14 protein-coding genes are annotated in these 19,038 nt (G+C 44.3%); 12 read left to right on the top strand and 2 right to left on the bottom strand.

What is annotated here, in order from left to right; all coding sequences use genetic code 11:
- The first annotated feature begins 79 nt into the window (after positions 1 to 79).
- Entirely contained in the window at positions 80 to 1,120 is a 1,041-nt protein-coding gene (locus DEM91_RS09560) for a YeiH family protein (RefSeq protein ID WP_249858775.1), read from the top strand.
- Positions 1,121 to 1,215: 95 nt separating this feature from the next.
- Here DEM91_RS09560 and DEM91_RS09555 read toward each other — a convergent pair whose 3' ends face one another.
- A complete protein-coding gene (locus DEM91_RS09555; protein WP_249858774.1) occupies positions 1,216 to 2,097 on the bottom strand; it encodes a PfkB family carbohydrate kinase in 882 nt (293 codons plus the stop codon).
- Positions 2,098 to 2,387: 290 nt separating this feature from the next.
- On the opposite strand from DEM91_RS09555, the gene DEM91_RS09550 reads away from it, so the two are divergent.
- Positions 2,388 to 4,271 carry a DEAD/DEAH box helicase gene (locus tag DEM91_RS09550; RefSeq protein WP_036926101.1) on the top strand — a complete coding sequence of 628 codons (1,884 nt, stop codon included), beginning with the start codon at positions 2,388 to 2,390 and terminating at the stop codon, positions 4,269 to 4,271.
- 186 nt (positions 4,272 to 4,457) lie between these two features.
- Here the strand turns inward: DEM91_RS09550 and DEM91_RS09545 are convergent, their stop codons facing one another.
- Entirely contained in the window at positions 4,458 to 6,020 is a 1,563-nt protein-coding gene (locus DEM91_RS09545) for an arylsulfatase (RefSeq protein WP_102188929.1), read from the bottom strand.
- A 345-nt stretch (positions 6,021 to 6,365) separates the two neighbouring features.
- On the opposite strand from DEM91_RS09545, the gene DEM91_RS09540 reads away from it, so the two are divergent.
- From DEM91_RS09540 to DEM91_RS09495, 10 genes are all read left to right on the top strand, one after another.
- Positions 6,366 to 9,188 carry a M16 family metallopeptidase gene (locus tag DEM91_RS09540; RefSeq protein ID WP_249858773.1) on the top strand — a complete coding sequence of 941 codons (2,823 nt, stop codon included), beginning with the start codon at positions 6,366 to 6,368 and terminating at the stop codon, positions 9,186 to 9,188.
- 198 nt (positions 9,189 to 9,386) lie between these two features.
- Positions 9,387 to 10,643 (top strand): methionine adenosyltransferase, encoded by a 1,257-nt coding sequence (gene metK, locus DEM91_RS09535; protein ID WP_008123749.1) that lies wholly within the window; start codon positions 9,387 to 9,389, stop codon positions 10,641 to 10,643.
- 49 nt (positions 10,644 to 10,692) lie between these two features.
- On the top strand, positions 10,693 to 11,715 hold the full coding sequence (locus tag DEM91_RS09530) for a DUF4271 domain-containing protein (RefSeq protein ID WP_249858772.1): 1,023 nt from the start codon (positions 10,693 to 10,695) through the stop codon (positions 11,713 to 11,715).
- 11 nt (positions 11,716 to 11,726) lie between these two features.
- The gene (locus tag DEM91_RS09525; RefSeq protein ID WP_025072172.1) at positions 11,727 to 12,473 is read left to right on the top strand and encodes a uroporphyrinogen-III synthase; all 747 of its coding nucleotides are present in this window, start codon (positions 11,727 to 11,729) and stop codon (positions 12,471 to 12,473) included.
- 6 nt (positions 12,474 to 12,479) lie between these two features.
- Positions 12,480 to 12,890, top strand: a complete 411-nt coding sequence (locus DEM91_RS09520; protein WP_249858771.1) for a ribonuclease P protein component — start codon at positions 12,480 to 12,482, stop codon at positions 12,888 to 12,890.
- Positions 12,891 to 12,910: 20 nt separating this feature from the next.
- The gene (yidD, locus tag DEM91_RS09515; RefSeq protein WP_249858777.1) at positions 12,911 to 13,129 is read left to right on the top strand and encodes a membrane protein insertion efficiency factor YidD; all 219 of its coding nucleotides are present in this window, start codon (positions 12,911 to 12,913) and stop codon (positions 13,127 to 13,129) included.
- Between the two features lie 59 nt (positions 13,130 to 13,188).
- Positions 13,189 to 14,490, top strand: coding sequence for a tyrosine--tRNA ligase (gene tyrS, locus DEM91_RS09510; protein WP_249858770.1), 1,302 nt, complete (start codon positions 13,189 to 13,191; stop codon positions 14,488 to 14,490).
- A 181-nt stretch (positions 14,491 to 14,671) separates the two neighbouring features.
- A complete protein-coding gene (locus tag DEM91_RS09505; RefSeq protein ID WP_249858769.1) occupies positions 14,672 to 16,240 on the top strand; it encodes a DUF3943 domain-containing protein in 1,569 nt (522 codons plus the stop codon).
- Positions 16,241 to 16,420: 180 nt separating this feature from the next.
- Positions 16,421 to 17,053: a M15 family metallopeptidase gene (locus DEM91_RS09500; RefSeq protein ID WP_249858776.1), complete on the top strand. Its 633-nt coding sequence runs from the start codon at positions 16,421 to 16,423 to the stop codon at positions 17,051 to 17,053.
- 46 nt (positions 17,054 to 17,099) lie between these two features.
- A complete protein-coding gene (locus tag DEM91_RS09495) occupies positions 17,100 to 18,356 on the top strand; it encodes a THUMP-like domain-containing protein (protein WP_249858768.1) in 1,257 nt (418 codons plus the stop codon).
- Positions 18,357 to 19,038 lie beyond the last annotated feature (682 nt).

Raw genomic sequence — 19,038 nt, 5'->3', positions numbered from 1 at the left:
TTCACGCTAAGTGAATGATAATGAACAGTTAATAAATTACAAATATTTTCCAATTATTTGGAAAGCAACATAGAAGTCTATGTTTAGTGAAAAAAGAAGTAGTATGCTACATGGCGTACTCCTAATAACTTTGTTCTCCCTTGCCGCTTTCTATATTGGTGACATGGCGTTTGTGAAGAATTTGTCATTTAGTCCTATGATTGTCGGTATCATCCTTGGTATGCTCTATGCCAACAGTCTTCGAAACAATTTGCCAGACACTTGGGTGCCTGGTATCAACTTCTGTTCCAAACGTATCCTGCGTATAGGCATCATCCTCTATGGTTTTCGTCTCACATTTCAGGACGTTACGGCGGTGGGTTTGCCTGCCATTGTCATAGATGCCATCGTGGTGACGGTCACTGTGTGTGGTGGAGTGTTCATAGGAAAACTGTTGCGAATGGATCGAGGTATTGCTTTGCTCACCTCTGTGGGTAGTGGAATCTGTGGTGCTGCGGCTGTATTAGGAGCCGAATCCGCACTTCAGGTAAAGCCTTATAAAACCGCTGTGGCTGTTTCTACGGTCGTTATATTCGGTACGTTGTCAATGTTTCTCTATCCTGTGTTGTATCGCAACGGCATCTTTGACTTGTCGCCAGACCAAATGGGATTGATGACGGGTGCCACTGTTCACGAAGTGGCGCATGTCGTAGGAGCTGCCAATGCCATGGGAAAGGATGTTTCCAATTCTGCTATTATCGTGAAGATGATTCGCGTGATGATGCTTGTTCCCGTGTTGTTGATTTTGGGTTGGAACACTGCTCGCTATCTTTCTAAGAACAATGAACAAGGAACATCTAAGGCGAAGATTACCATTCCTTGGTTTGCCATTCTGTTCTTGGTCGTTATAGGGTTCAACTCGTTCAATCTGTTGCCCGTTGCTTGGGTAGAAGGAATCAATCAGTTTGACACCTTTCTTTTAACCATGGCGATGACAGCTTTGGGAGCTGAAACCAGTTTTGACAAGTTTAAGAAGGCAGGAGCCAAGCCTTTTCTGTTGGCAGCCATCTTATTTGTTTGGCTCATTGGCGGTGGTTATTGCTTGGCTAAATATGTCGTTCCTATGATGATGAATATATAAGGTACTTGATATAAAAGTCCTTTTAATGAACAACGCCACTTGGTTCCAGTAAAACCAAGTGGCGTTGTTCTATCTTTGCCAATGACGACGTGTCCTTATTTCTCGTGCTTATCAATAATACGTTGCACCTCTTCAATGCTTCTGTCAAAAGGTCCGCTGTGTTCTAACTTGAGTGTACACATGGCAGCGGCAAACTTTCCTGCCTCTTCAAACCCTATTCCCTGTGAGCGACAGTACAAAAAGCCAGCCGAGTAAGTGTCGCCACACCCCGTAGCATCTACTACTTCTCTCGGTACATAGGCTGGGATGTCGTAAAAACGGTCGTTGGCATAAATGATAGACCCCTCACTTCCCAATGTTACGATGACCTCTTTCACTCCCCATGCGTGTAGTTGTTTGGCTGCTTGGCGTGCGTCTTTGAGTCCTGTGATGACCTCCATTTCGTGTTCATTCACCTTGATGATGTCCGTATATGCCAAAATTTCCAGCTTGTCTTTCCAGTCAATGGGGTGTACATCCTGTCCACGAACCTCGCGAAGATAGCCTTGTGCATCAATAGAGATTTGTCCTTTGGTAGATAAATACTTCACTACCTCGGGTGAGAAATCGTCATTTAGAAGAGAGCCGATGTGGTATATCTTTCCCGTTAACGGCTTCATCTCCTCAATAGTGAAGGGATCAGCTTTGGCTAATACACGCTGTGAGCGGGTATTTTGATTCTCTCCGTAGATGTTTTCAAACAAAACGGTGTGCTCACTGGGGTACACTTTCACGTCAATACCCGCCTCTTTCATTTCTTGTGTCACTGGCATATCTTCGCTACCCACTTTGGTGACTAACTGAAAACTAACCTTCGAGGGTAGATGATTAAAAGCATAAGCCACATAATAAGCAGTGCCTCCCGACATGGAGACGGTCTGTTTATGTGTCGTATTCTTATCTCTCGTGATATGACCCAAACAACATATATCTGTCATCGTATGTACCTTATTTGTGGCAAAGATACTTAAAAACAGCGAATATCAAAGGATTAGCTTTGTAAAAAAATAAAATAGGAGGATTAGTTTTGTGTTTATTATGGGTACAAAACGTTGGTTCTTGCATTGTAGTCAGAAGGTAGTCGTGTCACCGTATGATGATTGTTTGGCATTGATAATCAAAACGATGCCGAATGTTAATGTTTGTATCCCGATAGGTAGAAATAATGACATTTACTTTGCGCATCCACGGAATAGCCGTACCTTTGCACCCGATTAAAGAAAAGAATTTGAAGACATTTGAAGAATTAGGCGTTAGCGAAGAGATTCGACGCGCCATTGAGGAGCTGGGGTTTGTACATCCCATGCCAGTACAAGAAGAGGTCATCCCTTATTTGTTGGGAAACAAGAACGATGTAATTGCATTAGCACAGACAGGAACAGGTAAAACGGCAGCATACGGCTTGCCCCTTTTGCAGAAAATAGATGTTGCCAGCAAGCATACGCAAGCCATTATTTTAAGTCCTACACGCGAATTGTGTTTGCAAATCGCTGATGACTTGAAGGATTTTGCTAAATATATCAAGAATCTACACGTAGAACCCGTGTACGGAGGTGCCAGTATCGTCACCCAAATTCATGCGCTCAAACATGGCGCACAAATCATTGTGGCGACTCCGGGACGACTTATCGACCTGATGAACCGTGGGGTAGCAAAGCTCGACCATGTAAACAATGTGGTGTTGGATGAGGCTGATGAGATGTTGAACATGGGATTCTCGGAGAGTATCAATACCATTTTAGCAGGCGTTCCCGATGACCGCAACACCTTGCTGTTCTCGGCAACCATGAGCAACGAGATAGAAAAGATTGCCAAGACTTACTTGCGTGACTACAAGGAGATTGTAGTGGGAAGCCGAAACGAAGGTGCCGAAAACGTGAACCACATTTATTATATGGTGAATGCGCGTGACAAATACTTGGCACTGAAGCGCATCGTGGATTACTACCCACGCATTTTTGCCATTATCTTCTGCCGAACAAAGATTGAAACGCAAGAAATTGCCGACAAACTTATCAAGGATGGATACAACGCAGAGGCGTTGCATGGCGACCTGAGTCAGCAACAGCGCGACCTCACCATGCAGAAGTTTCGCCAACACGTCACCCAGCTGTTGGTGGCAACCGATGTGGCTGCACGTGGATTGGATGTGGACGACCTGACGCATGTCATCAACTATGGCATGCCCGATGATACCGAGAATTACACGCACCGTAGTGGACGAACGGGACGTGCAGGGAAGAAAGGTACTTCTATTTGCATCATTCACACCCGTGAGCGTTCCAAAGTGCGTGCCGTAGAGAAAATTATCGGCAAGGAATTTGTGGACGGCACATTGCCTACCGCACAGGAAATTTGCGCCAAGCAGTTGTATAAAGCCATGCACGACATCGAGAAGATTGATGTTGACGAAGAGCAGATTGCGCCCTTCATGGTTGAAATTAACCGACACTTTGAATACGTCGACAAGGATGATATCATCAAGAAGATTGTCAGTTTGACGTTTGGACGCTTCTTGGATTACTATGCGAATGCGCCCGAGATAGAGAAACCCTCGCTCAAACGTGGCGACAGAGGTGAGGAAAAGGGTATGCGTGGTGGCAGGAAAGCTCGTTCGGAGCGAGGCGGAGGTCGCTCTCGTACGCCCGAGAGAGGTTATCGAAGGCTGTTCATCAACTTGGGTAAGGACGATGGATTCTATCCCGGAGAGGTGATGCAGTTTATTAACCAGCATGTAAAAGGTAGGCAGCAGGTGGGACATATCGACCTGTTGGGAAAAATATCCTATATCGAAGTACCCGAAAAAGATGCCAACAAGGTGATGCGTTCTTTGTCGGGAGCGACCTACAAGGGTAGAGAGGTGCGCTGCAATGATGCCAACGAAGAGGGTCATGGACGTAAAGCGCAAGCCACAAGAGGTGGCGGAAGGGCTGCAGGTAGACGTGCGGAGGGCGGACGCAAGAATGGAAAAAGCGTGAAACGCCCCTCTTATCAGCAGGAAGATACGGGCGATTGGCGACAGTTCTTCCAGCAACCCGAGGTGAAATTCAAGGGCGAGACCCCCGATTTCTCCGAAGAAGGATGGGCACGCCGTAAGCCTCGTAAGGGGTAGGGTGTACGCCGTCCTCGTCTCATCTTGAAGACTGAATGGCTTATCTGTTTTGAGGGAGCGGCACAATTGTCATCCCTTTGGTTTGGAAACAGAAAGATATATGCCTACAAAACAGGCTATATTGGTGAGCAAAATAGACTGTTTTGCTGTCCAATATAGCCTGTTTTGTGGGTTTAGAGCGACGACTTACCGTTGGTTATTGTGTTCAGATGCTTGGATAGTTGTGGGCAGTGTGACAGGAAAACGCGGACTGTCAACATGCTCTTCTTGAATGATTTGCGTCATGCGTTGCACGATTTCAGGATGTTCGGCTGCCACGTCATGGTCTTCGTGTAGGTCTTTGGACAGGTCGTAGAGGTGTGGAATGCCTTTTATGACGACCATCTTCCAGTCGCCCATGCGTACTCCAATCTGGTCGGTTTCAGAAAATTCCCAGTACAAATGGGCATGTTTCTTGGGTTGTGGTTGGCCTAATAGCGTAGGAGCGAACGAGATTCCGTCAAAATAATCCACTTTTAGTTTCTTGTTGGCATAGCGTTTTTGGTAATTTTTCACTCCCACCAGCTCGCAAAAGGTGGGCATGAGGTCGTAAAAGGCAATTTGTAAGTCGCTTTCCGTGCCAGCTGCAATGTGGTTGCGCCACCATACAATGAATGGAATGCGGATGCCGCCTTCATAACACTGTCGCTTCAGACCGCGCAATTTTCCGTCCCTTCCAAAGAATGCAGGGTCGGCTCCGCCTTCCTCATGAGGTCCATTATCGCTGGTGAAGATGACGATGGTGTTCTCTTCCAACCCCTTCTCTTTCAGCTTTTGCATGATTTGTCCCACATAAATGTCCAACCTTGAAATCATCGCGGCAAATTGAGCGTGGGTGTGTTCGGTGGCGTTATAGCGACTATGAGGTTGTCCGCCCCATGTTTTGTCCACAAAGAATTTCTGCTTATAATACGCCAAAAGCGAATCGTCGGGCTGTACCAATTCGGCGTGTGGAAGGGTATAAGTAAAGATACCGAAAAAGGGATGCTGGTTGTCTTGCGCATCTATCCAGTTCATCGCACGCTGATGAATCAAGTCGGCAGAATATTCAGGACGTTGATAATATAGCTTGCCCGACATGGGATAGCGGATGTTTTTGTCCAGTACCAATCTACTGACAGCGGTATCTCCACGCTCACGGCTGTATTCGTTGAGGAAGTTGGGATAATACAAGTGTGCCTGGAACTGGCAAATATAACCAAAGAACTCATCAATGCCACGCTTGTCGGGGGTCGACTCAGAGCCTTCGTAGCCACCAGCCCATTTGCCAAACATTCCTGTTCGATAACCTTGCCTTTTCAAGATTTCTGGTACAATGACGTGGTGGGCATCGTATGGCAGCTGTCCCACTCTTGAAAAGTCTTCGTTTTCACCGTATTTCACCATCGGAACATCTTTCCAAAATTCCTCGTTTCCACGTACCCGAGTGTGTCCAGTGTGTTGCCCTGTCATCATGCAGGCACGCGAAGGGGCACTCACGGGGGCACCTGCGTAGGCTTGTGTGAACCGCATACCATCGGTGGCGAGTTGGTTGATGTGGGGTGTTTCAATAAACGGCTGACCATAGCAGCCTAAGTCACCGTAGCCCATGTCGTCGCACATGATATAAATAATGTTGGGTTTGACAGGTTTCTTTGCGGTGGTAGCCGTGATAGTGCATCCTGCTAATCCTGTCACAAGAAGTCTAACGTTGAATTTCAATGGTTTCATATCGCTCGAATAGTAGTTTTTTTATTTGATATGTGGAGGCGGATGAAAAGAAAACACCTTCACCTCACCGAGCAAATGTACAAAAAAATGGAGTATGGTGGGAGTGGGAAGCCACTTTTTTTACGTAAGTTTGTTTGGTAGTGTTGCGTGTTTCATTCCTTTGTTCACTTTCATATTGATTTCAAAAACAAGTTTAAAATCTCAAAAAGCTAATTTTGAAATCAATTTTTAATGAGATTTTAACACGTATTTTCTTTTCTTTTTTATGACAGATTGATAATTTAACAAATAATTTCTATCTTTGCAGACAAACAAGAAGTTTCATTTTATAAAATTATTTCACCTATGAAAATCAGACATCTTTTTAGTGCTTTGCTTCTGTTGTGTGCAGGTATGTTGCATGCCCAGATGCAGATGCCGCCCGTACCGGTAGACACTGCCGTGCGAATGGGTAAGCTTGACAATGGTCTTACTTACTTTATTCGCTACAACAACTGGCCCGAACACCGTGCAAACTTTTACATTGCACAGAAAGTGGGGTCCATTCAAGAGGAAGAAAGTCAGCGAGGATTGGCGCATTTTTTGGAGCACATGGCGTTCAATGGCAGCGACAACTTCAAAGGCAACGACCTGATAGAGTACCTGCGTTCCATTGGTGTGGAGTTTGGTAGCGACCTCAATGCTTACACCTCCATTGACCAAACAGTTTACAACATTGACAATGTGCCCACTACTCGACAGAGTTCGCTCGACTCTTGCTTGTTGATATTGCGCGATTGGTCTACGGGTTTGACACTCGATCCAAAGGAGATAGACAAGGAGCGTGGTGTGATACATGAGGAATGGCGACTACGTACCAGCGCACAGAGCCGCATGTTTGAGCGCAATCTGCCCAAACTGTATCCCGGAAGTAAGTACGGTGTGCGTTATCCTATCGGTCTGATGAGTGTCGTAGACAACTTCTCGCCCAAAGAATTGCGCGACTATTATGAGAAATGGTATCATCCTTCTAATCAGGGAATTATTGTGATTGGCGACGTAGATGTTGATCATACCGAGGCAATGATCAAGAAACTCTTTGGTGGTATCAAGAACCCAGTCAACCAAGCTCCTGTGTTGAACGAGCCAGTACCCGACACTTCCGAACCTATCGTCATTATTGACAAGGATAAGGAACAGCGCACCAGTAATGTACAAGTGATGTTCAAGCACGATACATACCCCGACTCGCTGAAACAGTCGGTAGAGTATATCCTCTACGACTATGTAAGAGGAGCGGCTCTCAATATGTTGAACAACCGTTATACCGAGGCAGCACAAAAGGCAGATTGCCCATACGTGGGTGCTGGAGCCAGTGATGGCAACTATATTTTCGCCAAGACGAAAGATGCGTTCAGTATCTTTGCGCAACCCAAAGACCCCTCTCAATTGGCAACAGCCTTGAAGGCAGCTGTGGTAGAGGCACGCCGTGCCGTTGAATTTGGCTTCACCGCCACCGAATATGCACGCTATAAAGCCAACCTGTTGAGTAGCTTGGATAAGGCTTATAGCAACAAAGACAAGCGCAAGAACACGCAGTTTTTCAACGAATGTTTAGGTTATTTCTTGACCAACGAGCCTATGCCGTCTATCGATTATACTTATCAGTTGATGAAACAAATCGTACCAGCGATTCCAGTTGAAGCGGTGAACGAATATATGTCACAACTCATTCCTAAGAATGATAGTAACATTGTCATTGTGAACTTCAACAACGAGAAAGAAGGTAACGTGTATCCTACTCGTGAAGAGTTGCTCACAGCACTGATGCAAGCGAAGCAAGCGCAGGTGACGGCATACGTAGATAATGTAAAGAACGAACCTCTCATTACCAAAAAGCCCACACCCGGAAAGATTAAGAGTGAGAAAAAGAATGCCCTCATGGGTTATACAGAGTTGAAACTTTCGAATGGTGCTACGGTGGTTATCAAGCATACCGACCTCAAGAAAGACCAAGTACTCTTGTCGGGTGAAGGTTTTGGCGGCTCGTCTCTCTATGGAGCGAAAGATTATGTCAATGCCAACTTCTTTGATCAAGTGATAGGTGTGAGTGGTTTGGGACAGTTCTCGTCTACCGAATTACAAAAGGCACTGGCAGGAAAGATAGCCAATGTGGACTTAGGTATGGACTTTAAGAAGATGTCTGTGGGTGGTTCTTCAACACCGAAAGACGTAGAAACCATGTTGCAAATGCTTTATTTGTATTTCACAAATATCAATAAGGACGAGAAGTCGTTTGCCAACTTGATAGAACAGTACAAGGTAAGTCTGAAAAATCGCTCACTTTCACCAGAAAAGGCATTACAGGACTCGCTTACCGCCACAATGTACGGACACAATCCACGACTGAAACCCGTTGAGGTAGCTGACTTGCAGCATGTATCTTACGATCGTATCTTGGAAATGGCGAAAGAACGTACCGCCAATGCGGCTGCATGGACCTTCACAATTATTGGTAATTATGATGAAGCAGCGTTGCGCCCGCTCATCTGCCAATACATTGCAAGCCTGCCTTCGCAGAAGAATATTGTTAAAGGAAAACGTGTCACCTTCTTACAAAAGGGAACGATTGACAACACGTTCAAGCGTAAAATGGAAACTCCGAAAGCTATTTCGTACAAGATTTGGTTCAATGAAGACATGCCTTATACGTTGGAGAATGATATCAGAGCATCTATTGCAGGTCAGGTTTTGTCAATGGTGTACCTGAAGAAGATACGCGAAGATGCCAGTGCAGCTTACACTTGTGGCGCAGAGGCAACGGCTTCGATACAGGATGACTATCATCTTATCCAAATGTTGGGCTACTGTCCAATGAAACCAGAGAAGACAGAGCTGGCGTTAAGCATTATGGAAGAAGCTGTAAAGGATATGAGACAAACGGTAGATGCCGACATGTTGGCAAAGATTAAAGCTGTGATGTTGAAGCAAGCCGACGATGTAGCCAAGACCAACGGTTACTGGAATGGCGTTATTGGTATGTATCGGAAGTATGGTATAGATACCCATTCCGATTATAAGAAATTGGTGAGCGCACAAACACCGCAAACTATCTCTGACTTTATGAAGGAGTTCTTAAAATCGAACAACTACATCACCGTGACAATGTTGCCCGATGAGAGCAAATAAAATTTACGGAAAAGATTGAAAATGAGAGCGAACAGTGTCAAGACCTGTTCGCTCTCATTGTCTTTATAGCACCGAAAAGCATTTTCAACTTGCGACTTAAAAGATGTAAATATGCCTTAAAAAGAAAGGTGTAATGAGCTCAAAGATTTTTTTTTGCGTACCTTTGCAAATTCAATAGATATCAATATAATAAAGAATATGGCGTATTTATTTTCATCAGAATCAGTTTCAGAAGGACATCCAGATAAAGTTTCCGACCAAATTTCGGATGCATTGTTAGATCAGTTTTTAGCATACGACCGTGATGCGCATTGTGCCATCGAAACCTTTGTGACGACAGGGCAGGTCGTAATCATGGGCGAAGTACGCTCGAAAGAATATGTTGACTTGCAAACCATTGCTCGAAATACCATTAAAAAGATAGGCTATACCAAATCAGAATATCAATTCGACGGTGATTCTTGTGGTATCATGACCGCCATTCACGAACAAAGTGAAGATATAGATCGAGGAGTAAATCGACAAAATGAAGACGAGCAGGGAGCCGGCGACCAAGGGATGATGTTTGGTTATGCGATTAACGAGACAGAAAACTATATGCCTGTCTCGCTCGATTTGGCACATCTTATCATGCGAGTTTTGGCAGATATTCGGAAAGAGGGAAAGGAGATGACCTACCTTCGTCCTGATGCAAAGAGCCAAGTCACCATTGAATATAACGATGATCATACGCCAAACCGCATCCATACTATTGTGGTAAGTACACAGCACGACCAGTTTGATGAGGATGATGCGCGTATGTTGGCAAAGATCAAAGACGATGTGATTCATATTCTCATGCCTCGTGTCAAGGCGCAGTGTGACGAACAGACACGTCGCTTGTTCAATGATGACATCTTATACTTCGTCAATCCCACTGGTAAGTTCGTGATTGGAGGTCCGCACGGTGATACAGGACTAACTGGAAGAAAGATAATTGTGGACACGTATGGTGGAAAAGGTGCACACGGAGGTGGTGCTTTCTCTGGAAAAGACCCCAGCAAAGTAGACCGTTCTGCCGCTTATGCTTCTCGATATATTGCTAAAAATTTAGTAGCAGCGGGTGTCTCAGACGAAATATTGGTACAGGTGAGCTATGCTATCGGTGAGGCTAAGCCTATCAATGTTTATGTAAACACTTATGGACGAAGCAAGGTACAGCTGTCAGATGGAGAGATTGCGCAGAAAGTGAGCGAACTCTACGATTTACGTCCCAAAGCAATTGAAAAGAAATTTGGTTTGAGAAACCCTATTTACTTGGAAACTGCGGCATACGGTCACATGGGGCGTCAATACGAAGTGAAGAAGAAAACGTTTACCAGTCGTTATCACGAATCAAAGACCATAGAGGTAGAACTTTTCACTTGGGAGAAGTTAGACGATGTGGCACGCATTCAGAAGGAATTTGGTATTTAAGGATAAGTTGTCCCATGGATGAGGACAACAGGCATACACGTTGATATAAATGTTGCAGAGAGACTCTGTTGCTCGAATCAAAGGGGTAGATAGTGCGCACGTTCAGCCAACAAAAGCGAAGAAATCTTCGCAGCCAACGCCAGCACAAGTATTGAAATGGTTACCCAAAGATGCCACTCCAGCACAACAAGACTCGGCTATTCAAGCAAATATAAAGCCAAGTAAGATTAGTTGGAGTAACAGACCTGACACCTTACATTTACCAGGACATCCAATAGGTAAAAGCTTTAGGGACATCAATCTCCCTCAATATTATAAAGAGTCGTTCTTTTCAAAAGACTCCTTATTTCACCCTGAGTTGGATGGAGGACGTGTTGGCGTGCCTGGAGACCCTGTTCCATATGCGGTAGCCAATGATTATCTCATTACAAGTATCTTGTTAGGGTGTTTTATTTTGGCAACGATAGCCTTGTCAAAGTCTAAACCTTTTATCGTTAGACAAGCGAAGAGTTTTTTCTATGTGCCACGAGGAAAGACCACCAGTCTTACAGAAACAGCTGGCGAAATACGTTCGCAATTCTTTTTTGTATTGCAAACGTGCCTGCTGTTATCACTGATTTTGTTTTTTTACACTCGTACTTTAGGTTCTGAAACCTTTGTAGTAGAGCATTATCAAGTGATTGGTCTTTATGCCATAGGATTTTTTGCCTATTACCTGTTCAATGCTTTTGTATATTGGTTTGCTAACTGGGTGTTCTTTGATTGGAAGAAAAACGACCAATGGATGAAGACAAAGCTTTTCTTAGTCTCAATGGAAGGGGTGATATTATTTCCCATTGTCATGCTTTTGGCATATTTTGATTTGTCGGTAACCAGTGCTGTAATTTATTCAATAGTGATTGTTTCTTTGGTTAAAATCCTTACACTCTATAAGTTGAGCGTAATCTTTTTCCGCCAAAGAGGCTCTTTTCTGCAAATAATTTTGTACTTTTGTGCGCTCGAAGTCATCCCTATGTTTGTCATGTGGGGCGTGTTTGACGCAATAAATGATTATTTGAGAATAAATTATTAGGAACACTGACGATGAAGAAGATTTTAGTTTCGCAACCAAAGCCAACGACAGAAAAATCACCATATTATGACATTGAAAGAGAATATGATGTGAAATGCGACTTTCGTCCATTCTTTAAGGTAGAAGGACTCTCTGCTAAAGAGTTCCGTCAGCAAAAGATTAATATCTTAGATTATTCTGCGATTGTCTTTACTTCTCGTCATGCAGTGAACCATTTCTTTACTTTAGCGAAAGAATTGCGTGTAACTATTCCTGAAGACATGAAATATTTTTGTGTTATAGAGAGTATTGCGCTCTATATCCAAAAGTATGTACAATATCGTAAGCGTAAGGTTTTTTTCGGAACCACTGGCAAGATAGCTGATTTGGTGCCTATCATGGCAAAACATAAAGCAGAAAAATACCTCGTACCCATGAGCAGTGTTCACAATGATGATGTGAAAAATATGTTGGATGCGAAGAAGCTAAAGCACACGGAGTGTGTCATGTACCGCACGGTAAGCAACGACTTGACCGAAGAAGAGGTGAAAGGCTTTGACTATGATATGATTATTTTCTTTAGTCCTACGGGCATTAATGCCTTACAAAAGAATTTGCCAAATTTTGAACAGGGTGATATCAAGATGGCTGCTTTTGGTCCTGCGACCTGTAAAGCTGTGACAGATGCAGGATTCCGATTAGACTTGAAAGCACCTGATGCAGAAAATCCATCGATGACCAGTGCGCTAAAAGCGTATCTGAAGAAACATAAAAAGTAGTTTGGAATGTCTCCTGTCGGCTCTTTTACATTGAGTAAGGAGGAGCGGATATGTAGTAGAAAACTCATAGAGAAGCTCTTCAATGGAAGTGATAGCCAATCGCTCGCATCCTTTCCATTAAGAGTGGTTTGTCTGCTAACGGAGAACGAAGCGAAGGATGTGCCCGTAAAAATGATGGTCAGCGTGTCGAAAAGGCACTTTAAGCAAGCCGTGAAGCGTAATCGTGTGAAGCGTCAGGTCAGGGAAGCCTATCGTTTACAGAAACAATTGATAACAGAACCTATGGCTACACGACCTCAACAGCAACTCTTAATCGCTTTTATTTGGTTGGCTGATGAATTATATACATCGGATGAGGTTGCAAAGCATGTGGCGCAACTCTTAAATCGAATTGTGGAAAAGTTGTGGAAGTATTGAGGAAAATACAAGAATATGTGATGTGGACACTCAAGTGGATATTGCTTGTCCCCATTCTTTTCTACCAGAAGTGCATCACCCCTTTCACACCACCTTCTTGTCGATTTACCCCTACTTGTTCAGAGTATGCACGGCAAGCCATTATGAAATATGGTCCTTTGAAAGGCAGTTACTTAGCTGTAAAACGTATCTTAAGATGCAATCCATGGGGTGGTAGTGGATATGATCCGGTGCCGTAAGTTTCTCTTTATAGAGGCCCCAAATAAAGAAATACAAACAAAAATATAAATTTGATTCGATGACAAAGAATTTTGTTGAAGAACTGAAATGGCGTGGCATGTTAGCACAAATGATGCCCGGTACAGAAGAATTACTTGAGAAACAGATGGTGTCTGCTTATTTGGGCACAGATCCAACAGCAGACTCCTTACATATTGGTCATTTGTGTGGCATTATGATGCTTCGTCACTTGCAGCGTTGTGGCCATAAGCCTTATTTGTTGTTAGGAGGAGCAACGGGAATGATAGGCGATCCCTCGGGAAAAAGCTTAGAGCGTAATCTCTTAGATTCCGAAACGTTGTACCATAATCAAGAAGCTATCAAGCAACAGGTGTCCAAGTTCTTGGATTTTGAAGGCAATGAGCCTAATAAAGCCGAATTGGTGAATAACTATGACTGGATGAAAGACTTCAAATTTCTGGATTTTGCACGTGAAGTGGGGAAACATATCACGGTGAATTACATGATGGCGAAGGACAGTGTAAAGAAGCGACTCAACGGCGAAGCCAACGATGGATTATCGTTTACCGAATTTACTTATCAGTTGTTGCAGGGTTATGACTTCCTCTATCTTTATCAAAAACATGGCATCAAACTGCAATTGGGTGGTAACGATCAATGGGGCAATATGACAACAGGTACCGAGTTGATACGCCGTACCTTGGGAAGTGATGAGGAGGCTTTCTGCTTGACCTGTCCGTTGATTACCAAAGCCGACGGTAAGAAGTTTGGTAAAACAGAAAACGGCAACATTTGGTTGGACAGAAATCGCACCACTCCTTATGCTTTCTACCAGTTCTGGCTGAATGTAAGCGATGAGGATGCGGAGAAATATATCAAGATATTCACATCCTTGGAGCGTGAAACCATTGAAAGTCTAATAGCAGAACACCAACAAGATCCTGGACGTCGTACATTACAAAAGCGATTGGCACAAGAGGTGACCGTCATGGTACACTCGCAAGAAGACCTTGATATGGCTATTGAAGCCAGTCAAATATTATTCGGTAAGGCTACAAAAGAGAACCTTCAAAAGCTGGATGAGGCTACCTTCTTAGATGTGTTTAATGGCGTTCCTCATTATATGGTGAGCAAAGATTTGCTTGGTAGCACAGCCGTTGATTTCTTTACCCAAGAGGGTATGGAGATTTTCCCAAGCAAAGGAGAGCTGCGTAAGTTGGTAAAAGGAGGCGGAGTGTCGCTCAATAAAGAGAAACTCACAGCTTTCGACCAAGTCGTTAGCGCAGAAGATCTCATTGACGGGAAATATCTGTTGGTACAACGAGGCAAGAAAAATTATTTCTTGATTACCGTTAAGTAATCTCTTGAACATGTTGTTGCATTTATTGTAGCAAACACGATACGACCTATACCTCATGGACACAGTGCTTGACAGTGCTGATCATCAAGCGGTATAGGTCTTTTTTTATGTATGATAATGTATGTGTACTGGGTACACATGAAAGGGCGAAACTTACAAAAACGCCCATTTTATCGAACGAATGGTTTACTCTTGCAATCCTACAAATTGGTTGTGTCACTGCTGTATCGCTATTTTATCTTTGTTATCTGCCAACAGCAGTGCGCAAAGCTATCGCTTACACGTGGACACCATCGTACCCCTTGCATCCGCAAAACCGATAGATACGCTGCAAATAGCTTTGCCCGATTCGCTCGATGGTTGTAGGTGGGTAGAGAATGCCCCTTGGAATAAGGATAAACACCCTTGGCGCGCAGCCGCGCAAGTAGTGGGTATCAATGCCTCACTGCTTGCCTTTGATTATTATGTCTTGCATGCCAACTTTGCCAAGGTAACCAGTCGAACGCTGAAACGTAACCTTCAGCTCAACCAATGGTTTTGGGATGCCGATGTTTTCCATACCAACATGTTTTTCCACCCTTATCATGGCAGTCTGTTCTTCAATGCCGCACGGAGCAATGGCATGAACTTTTGGCAATCGATACCCTATACCTTTGCAGGGGATTTGTTGTGGGAAATTGCCGGTGAGAACGAACTCCCGTCTATTAACGATGCACTGTCAACGGGCATAGGAGGATTGGCAATAGGAGAGTGTACTTATCGTCTTTCGAGCATAGTGTATGATCAACGTCTGCAAGGTTGGTCACGTGTGGTGCGTGAGATATTGGGTGCTGCTATCAATCCTATTCGAGGACTCAATAGAGTGATCACAGGCGAAGCTTGGAAGGTGCGCCAAAAGCATTATCTGTATCATGATGTGAACCGCTTCCCCGTTCAGCTTTCCTTCTCTGTTGGTGGTCGATATGTTGACACTCGGCACAATGCAACAGGAGGTTTCACATCGCCTTACGTACATTTTGAAGTAGAATATGGAGATGCGTTTGGGCAAGAAAACCGACCGTACGATTATTTTAAGACAGATGTAGCCTTGGTCTTGGGGCATCAACAAGAAATTGTCAATCACTTACAGATATTGGGACAGTTATTTGCCACTTCGGTTCGTGACATCAAAGGCATGCAAACTCGCTTCGGACTTTATCAACATTTCAATTACGACAATGCCAATGAGCGGCATGGGGGCATTCTTCCTTACCAGCTATCCGAGGCAGCCAGTGTGGGAATAGGATGGATGTGTCGCATTCCGAACAAAGCTAAAAAAGTGGCTTTCCAACAGTCTGTCTTCCTCAATGCCATGCTCTTGGGCGGTGCATGGAGCGATTATTTAGGAGAACCGTATCACCGAACCTACAATATGGGGAGTGGTTTTACCGCCTATTCTTTTACCTCACTGCACTTGCCACACCGATCTACCCTCTCTTTCTACACTCGTTTTTTCAGAATGTATAGTTGGCGAGGTTACGAAGAGGTGCCAGCAGGCACACCGCATGAGGAGTTTAGCGCACAAGGAGAGCACAGCCAAACCTCTGTATGGATGTTGTGCCCCACCTTAAAGTTGCCCCTTTGGAAACAATGGGGACTCCAATTATCGGGAACCTATTATCATCGAGCCACTCATTACAAATACCATCCTGATGCAAAGGCGACAACCTATGAATGGCGCATGGGACTTTTGTATCAATTGCCACGATAAAGAGGGCTGGTGGTTGGCCGTATTTTGGACATTTGTCATTTGTCTATTCGCTCCAAACTTCTTATCTTTGCATCAACAGTTCAGTAGTGCTTACTTCTTAGCACAATCCATCTGTACAACATATTCACATCCATAAAAATGAAGAAAATATTAGTCTGGCTGATGTTGGTATCAACAGGAATGACAGCCCAAACTACTCACCGTTTAAGTCCTACGGCTCGGTCGTTAGAAAAACGAGGCTACGTGAACGTACAAAAGTTGGACCCTTCTATCCAAGTCTCGTTAATGTATGCGCGCCCAGATAATTTCACAGGAACCGTTCTTTACGATGATTTGCGCGAAGCCTATTTGCATCCGCATGCTGCCCACGCCTTGGTAAAGGCGCAGAAGCGTTTGCAACAGTTGCGTCCAGACTTGTGCTTAAAGGTCTATGATGCTGCCCGTCCCATGGCTATTCAACAAAAAATGTGGAATAAAGTAAAGGGAACGCCCAAATATTTTTATGTCTCAAACCCTGCCCATGGCGGAGGTTTGCACAATTATGGGTTAGCAGTCGACCTTACCTTGTGTACCCTGAAGGGCGACACCCTTGACATGGGTACCAAGATTGACTATATGGGAGCCGCAGCACATATTGACAAAGAGTCCCAACTGGTTGCCAGTCGACGTATTTCTAAGCAGGCACAGCGTCATCGTGAGCTGTTGCGCAAGGTGATGCGCTATGCTGGTTTCAAGCCCTTGCGCACCGAGTGGTGGCATTTTAATTACTGCTCCCGAGCCCAAGCTAAAAAGTCTTATCGTGTGATACGCTAATGCTTGCGTGATTTTTATTCCATAGCAATACGAAAAGAGCAAAACCATGAATGTTGAAACGTCTCAATTTATACACCAGCATGCTGAGGACGATGTGCGCAAGTTGGCATTAGCGGCTCACAAATATCCCGATGTAGACATGCCTTTTGCATTACAGCAAATCGCTGGAAGACAGACTGCTCAACGCAAACTGCCGTCATGGGCGTCGAATGATGAGCTACTTTATCCGCCTCACTTATCTATGGAGCAATGTTCTTCTGAGCAAACGGCACATTACAAAGCCAAATTGGCGTGGCAATGTGTTCAATCTGATTTTCAAAACAGGGTAGAAGAACAATCCTCTACCGAAAATACAGCACTGCTCAAGGCATGCTCTTTGGTGGATTTAACGGGAGGATTGGGGGTAGACTTTTCGTTCATGGCACTTCCGTTCCATGAGGCTGTGTATGTGGAGCGACAGCGTTGCTTGTGTGATATAGCCCAACACAATCTGCCACTGTTAGGAGTGAATCAGGCGCAGGTGGTTTGCTGTGACGGCGAGCAGTACTTGCAAACCATGCAACCAGCAACGGTGATTTATCTTGACCCAGCGCGCCGTAATGATAATGGTGCGAAAACGGTTGCCATCTCCGATTGTACTCCCAATCTACTCTCTCTGCTTGTGGACTTGTTGCGAAAGAGTTGGGTCACGCTGGTGAAGCTATCACCTATGTTAGATTGGCACCAAGCAGTTGTGCAGCTCAACACCTTGTCAAACTGTGTGCGACAGGTTCACATCATCGCTGTGAACAACGAGTGTAAAGAGTTGTTGTTTGTGATGAGCCATCGGTGGCAGTCACCGCTTGCGGTACATTGTGTCAATAATGAGCAGACTTTTGTTTTTTATCCTCAACAGACGGTTGCCTCTCCTAAAATGTCTGTCCCTATCGCCAGTCACCTGATAGGACAATATCTCTACGAACCCAATGCTGCGTTGATGAAGGCTGGCTGTTTTGCGGAAATAGCACAGCAATTCCAAGTTGATAAGATAGCGCCCAACTCGCACCTTTATGTCAGCGGGCAAGAAGTGGAAGGCTTTCCCGGTCGTAAGTTCCGTATCAAAGCCATTTCCTCGATGAATAAAAAAATGCTGAAGACCCAACTTGCATCTATTCGTCAAGCCAATATTGCGACACGCAACTTCCCCCTGTCTGTTGCCGAGCTTCGCAAACGGCTCAAAATACGTGACGGGGGAGAGGAGTATATATTTGCAACGACAGACGTTGAGCAAAACCATTGGTTGTTGATTGGCGAGAAACTTTGATATTGAGGAATAATCTTATTTTTAGTCTGTGCGTAGGCTGTCTTTTTTGTGTGCAAAATAGTTCATCCTTTGGCATGTTTTCATGCCACCGAAGTGAATGATGATAGTGATAAAAATATCACCCTCTCGACTTGTAATTTTCTTTACAAACCCCCTTTCAAAACTCGCGTATTTGTCATCACTCGCATCCTTCGTTGCAAATATGCGCGTATTTTGAGAGTTACGGTGCACCCTCTTTCAACACCCATAAAAACGACTGTTTTAGGCAGTTTTTACCCCATTTTTGCCTTGAAGCAATGGGATAGTTCGGTTAAGTGCATGTTCTAATCTCCTTATCTCCATGACTTAATCGGCTTATTTACATGACTTAGTCGGTTTATCTCCATGAGATTGCTCGCTGTTTTCATGCTTTCGTGAGCCAAAAAAGAGCGAGTTGCGCCATGAACTGATACCTGTAAACAAGCTATAGTAGCATGATAGTAGGGTTGAGTCGTCCGTTTGCCTCCTTTTAGCCTATTGTCCGCGCTCTAAAACGAAGAAAATAAAATGCCAAAAAACGGTTAAAATATTTGACATTATTGGTGTATATTCATCAATATAAAAAGTTATTGCTGTCCGGTAAAACTCAAAAGAGCATAAATATCCTCCCCGAAGCCCAGTAAAATTGGACTTCGGGGTTTAT

It is taken from the genome of Prevotella sp. TCVGH, from assembly GCF_023522295.1.
Taxonomy (GTDB): domain Bacteria; phylum Bacteroidota; class Bacteroidia; order Bacteroidales; family Bacteroidaceae; genus Prevotella; species Prevotella timonensis.
The sequence above is the reverse complement of the archived record's forward strand: the minus strand, read 5'-3'. Positions and strand labels throughout refer to the sequence as shown.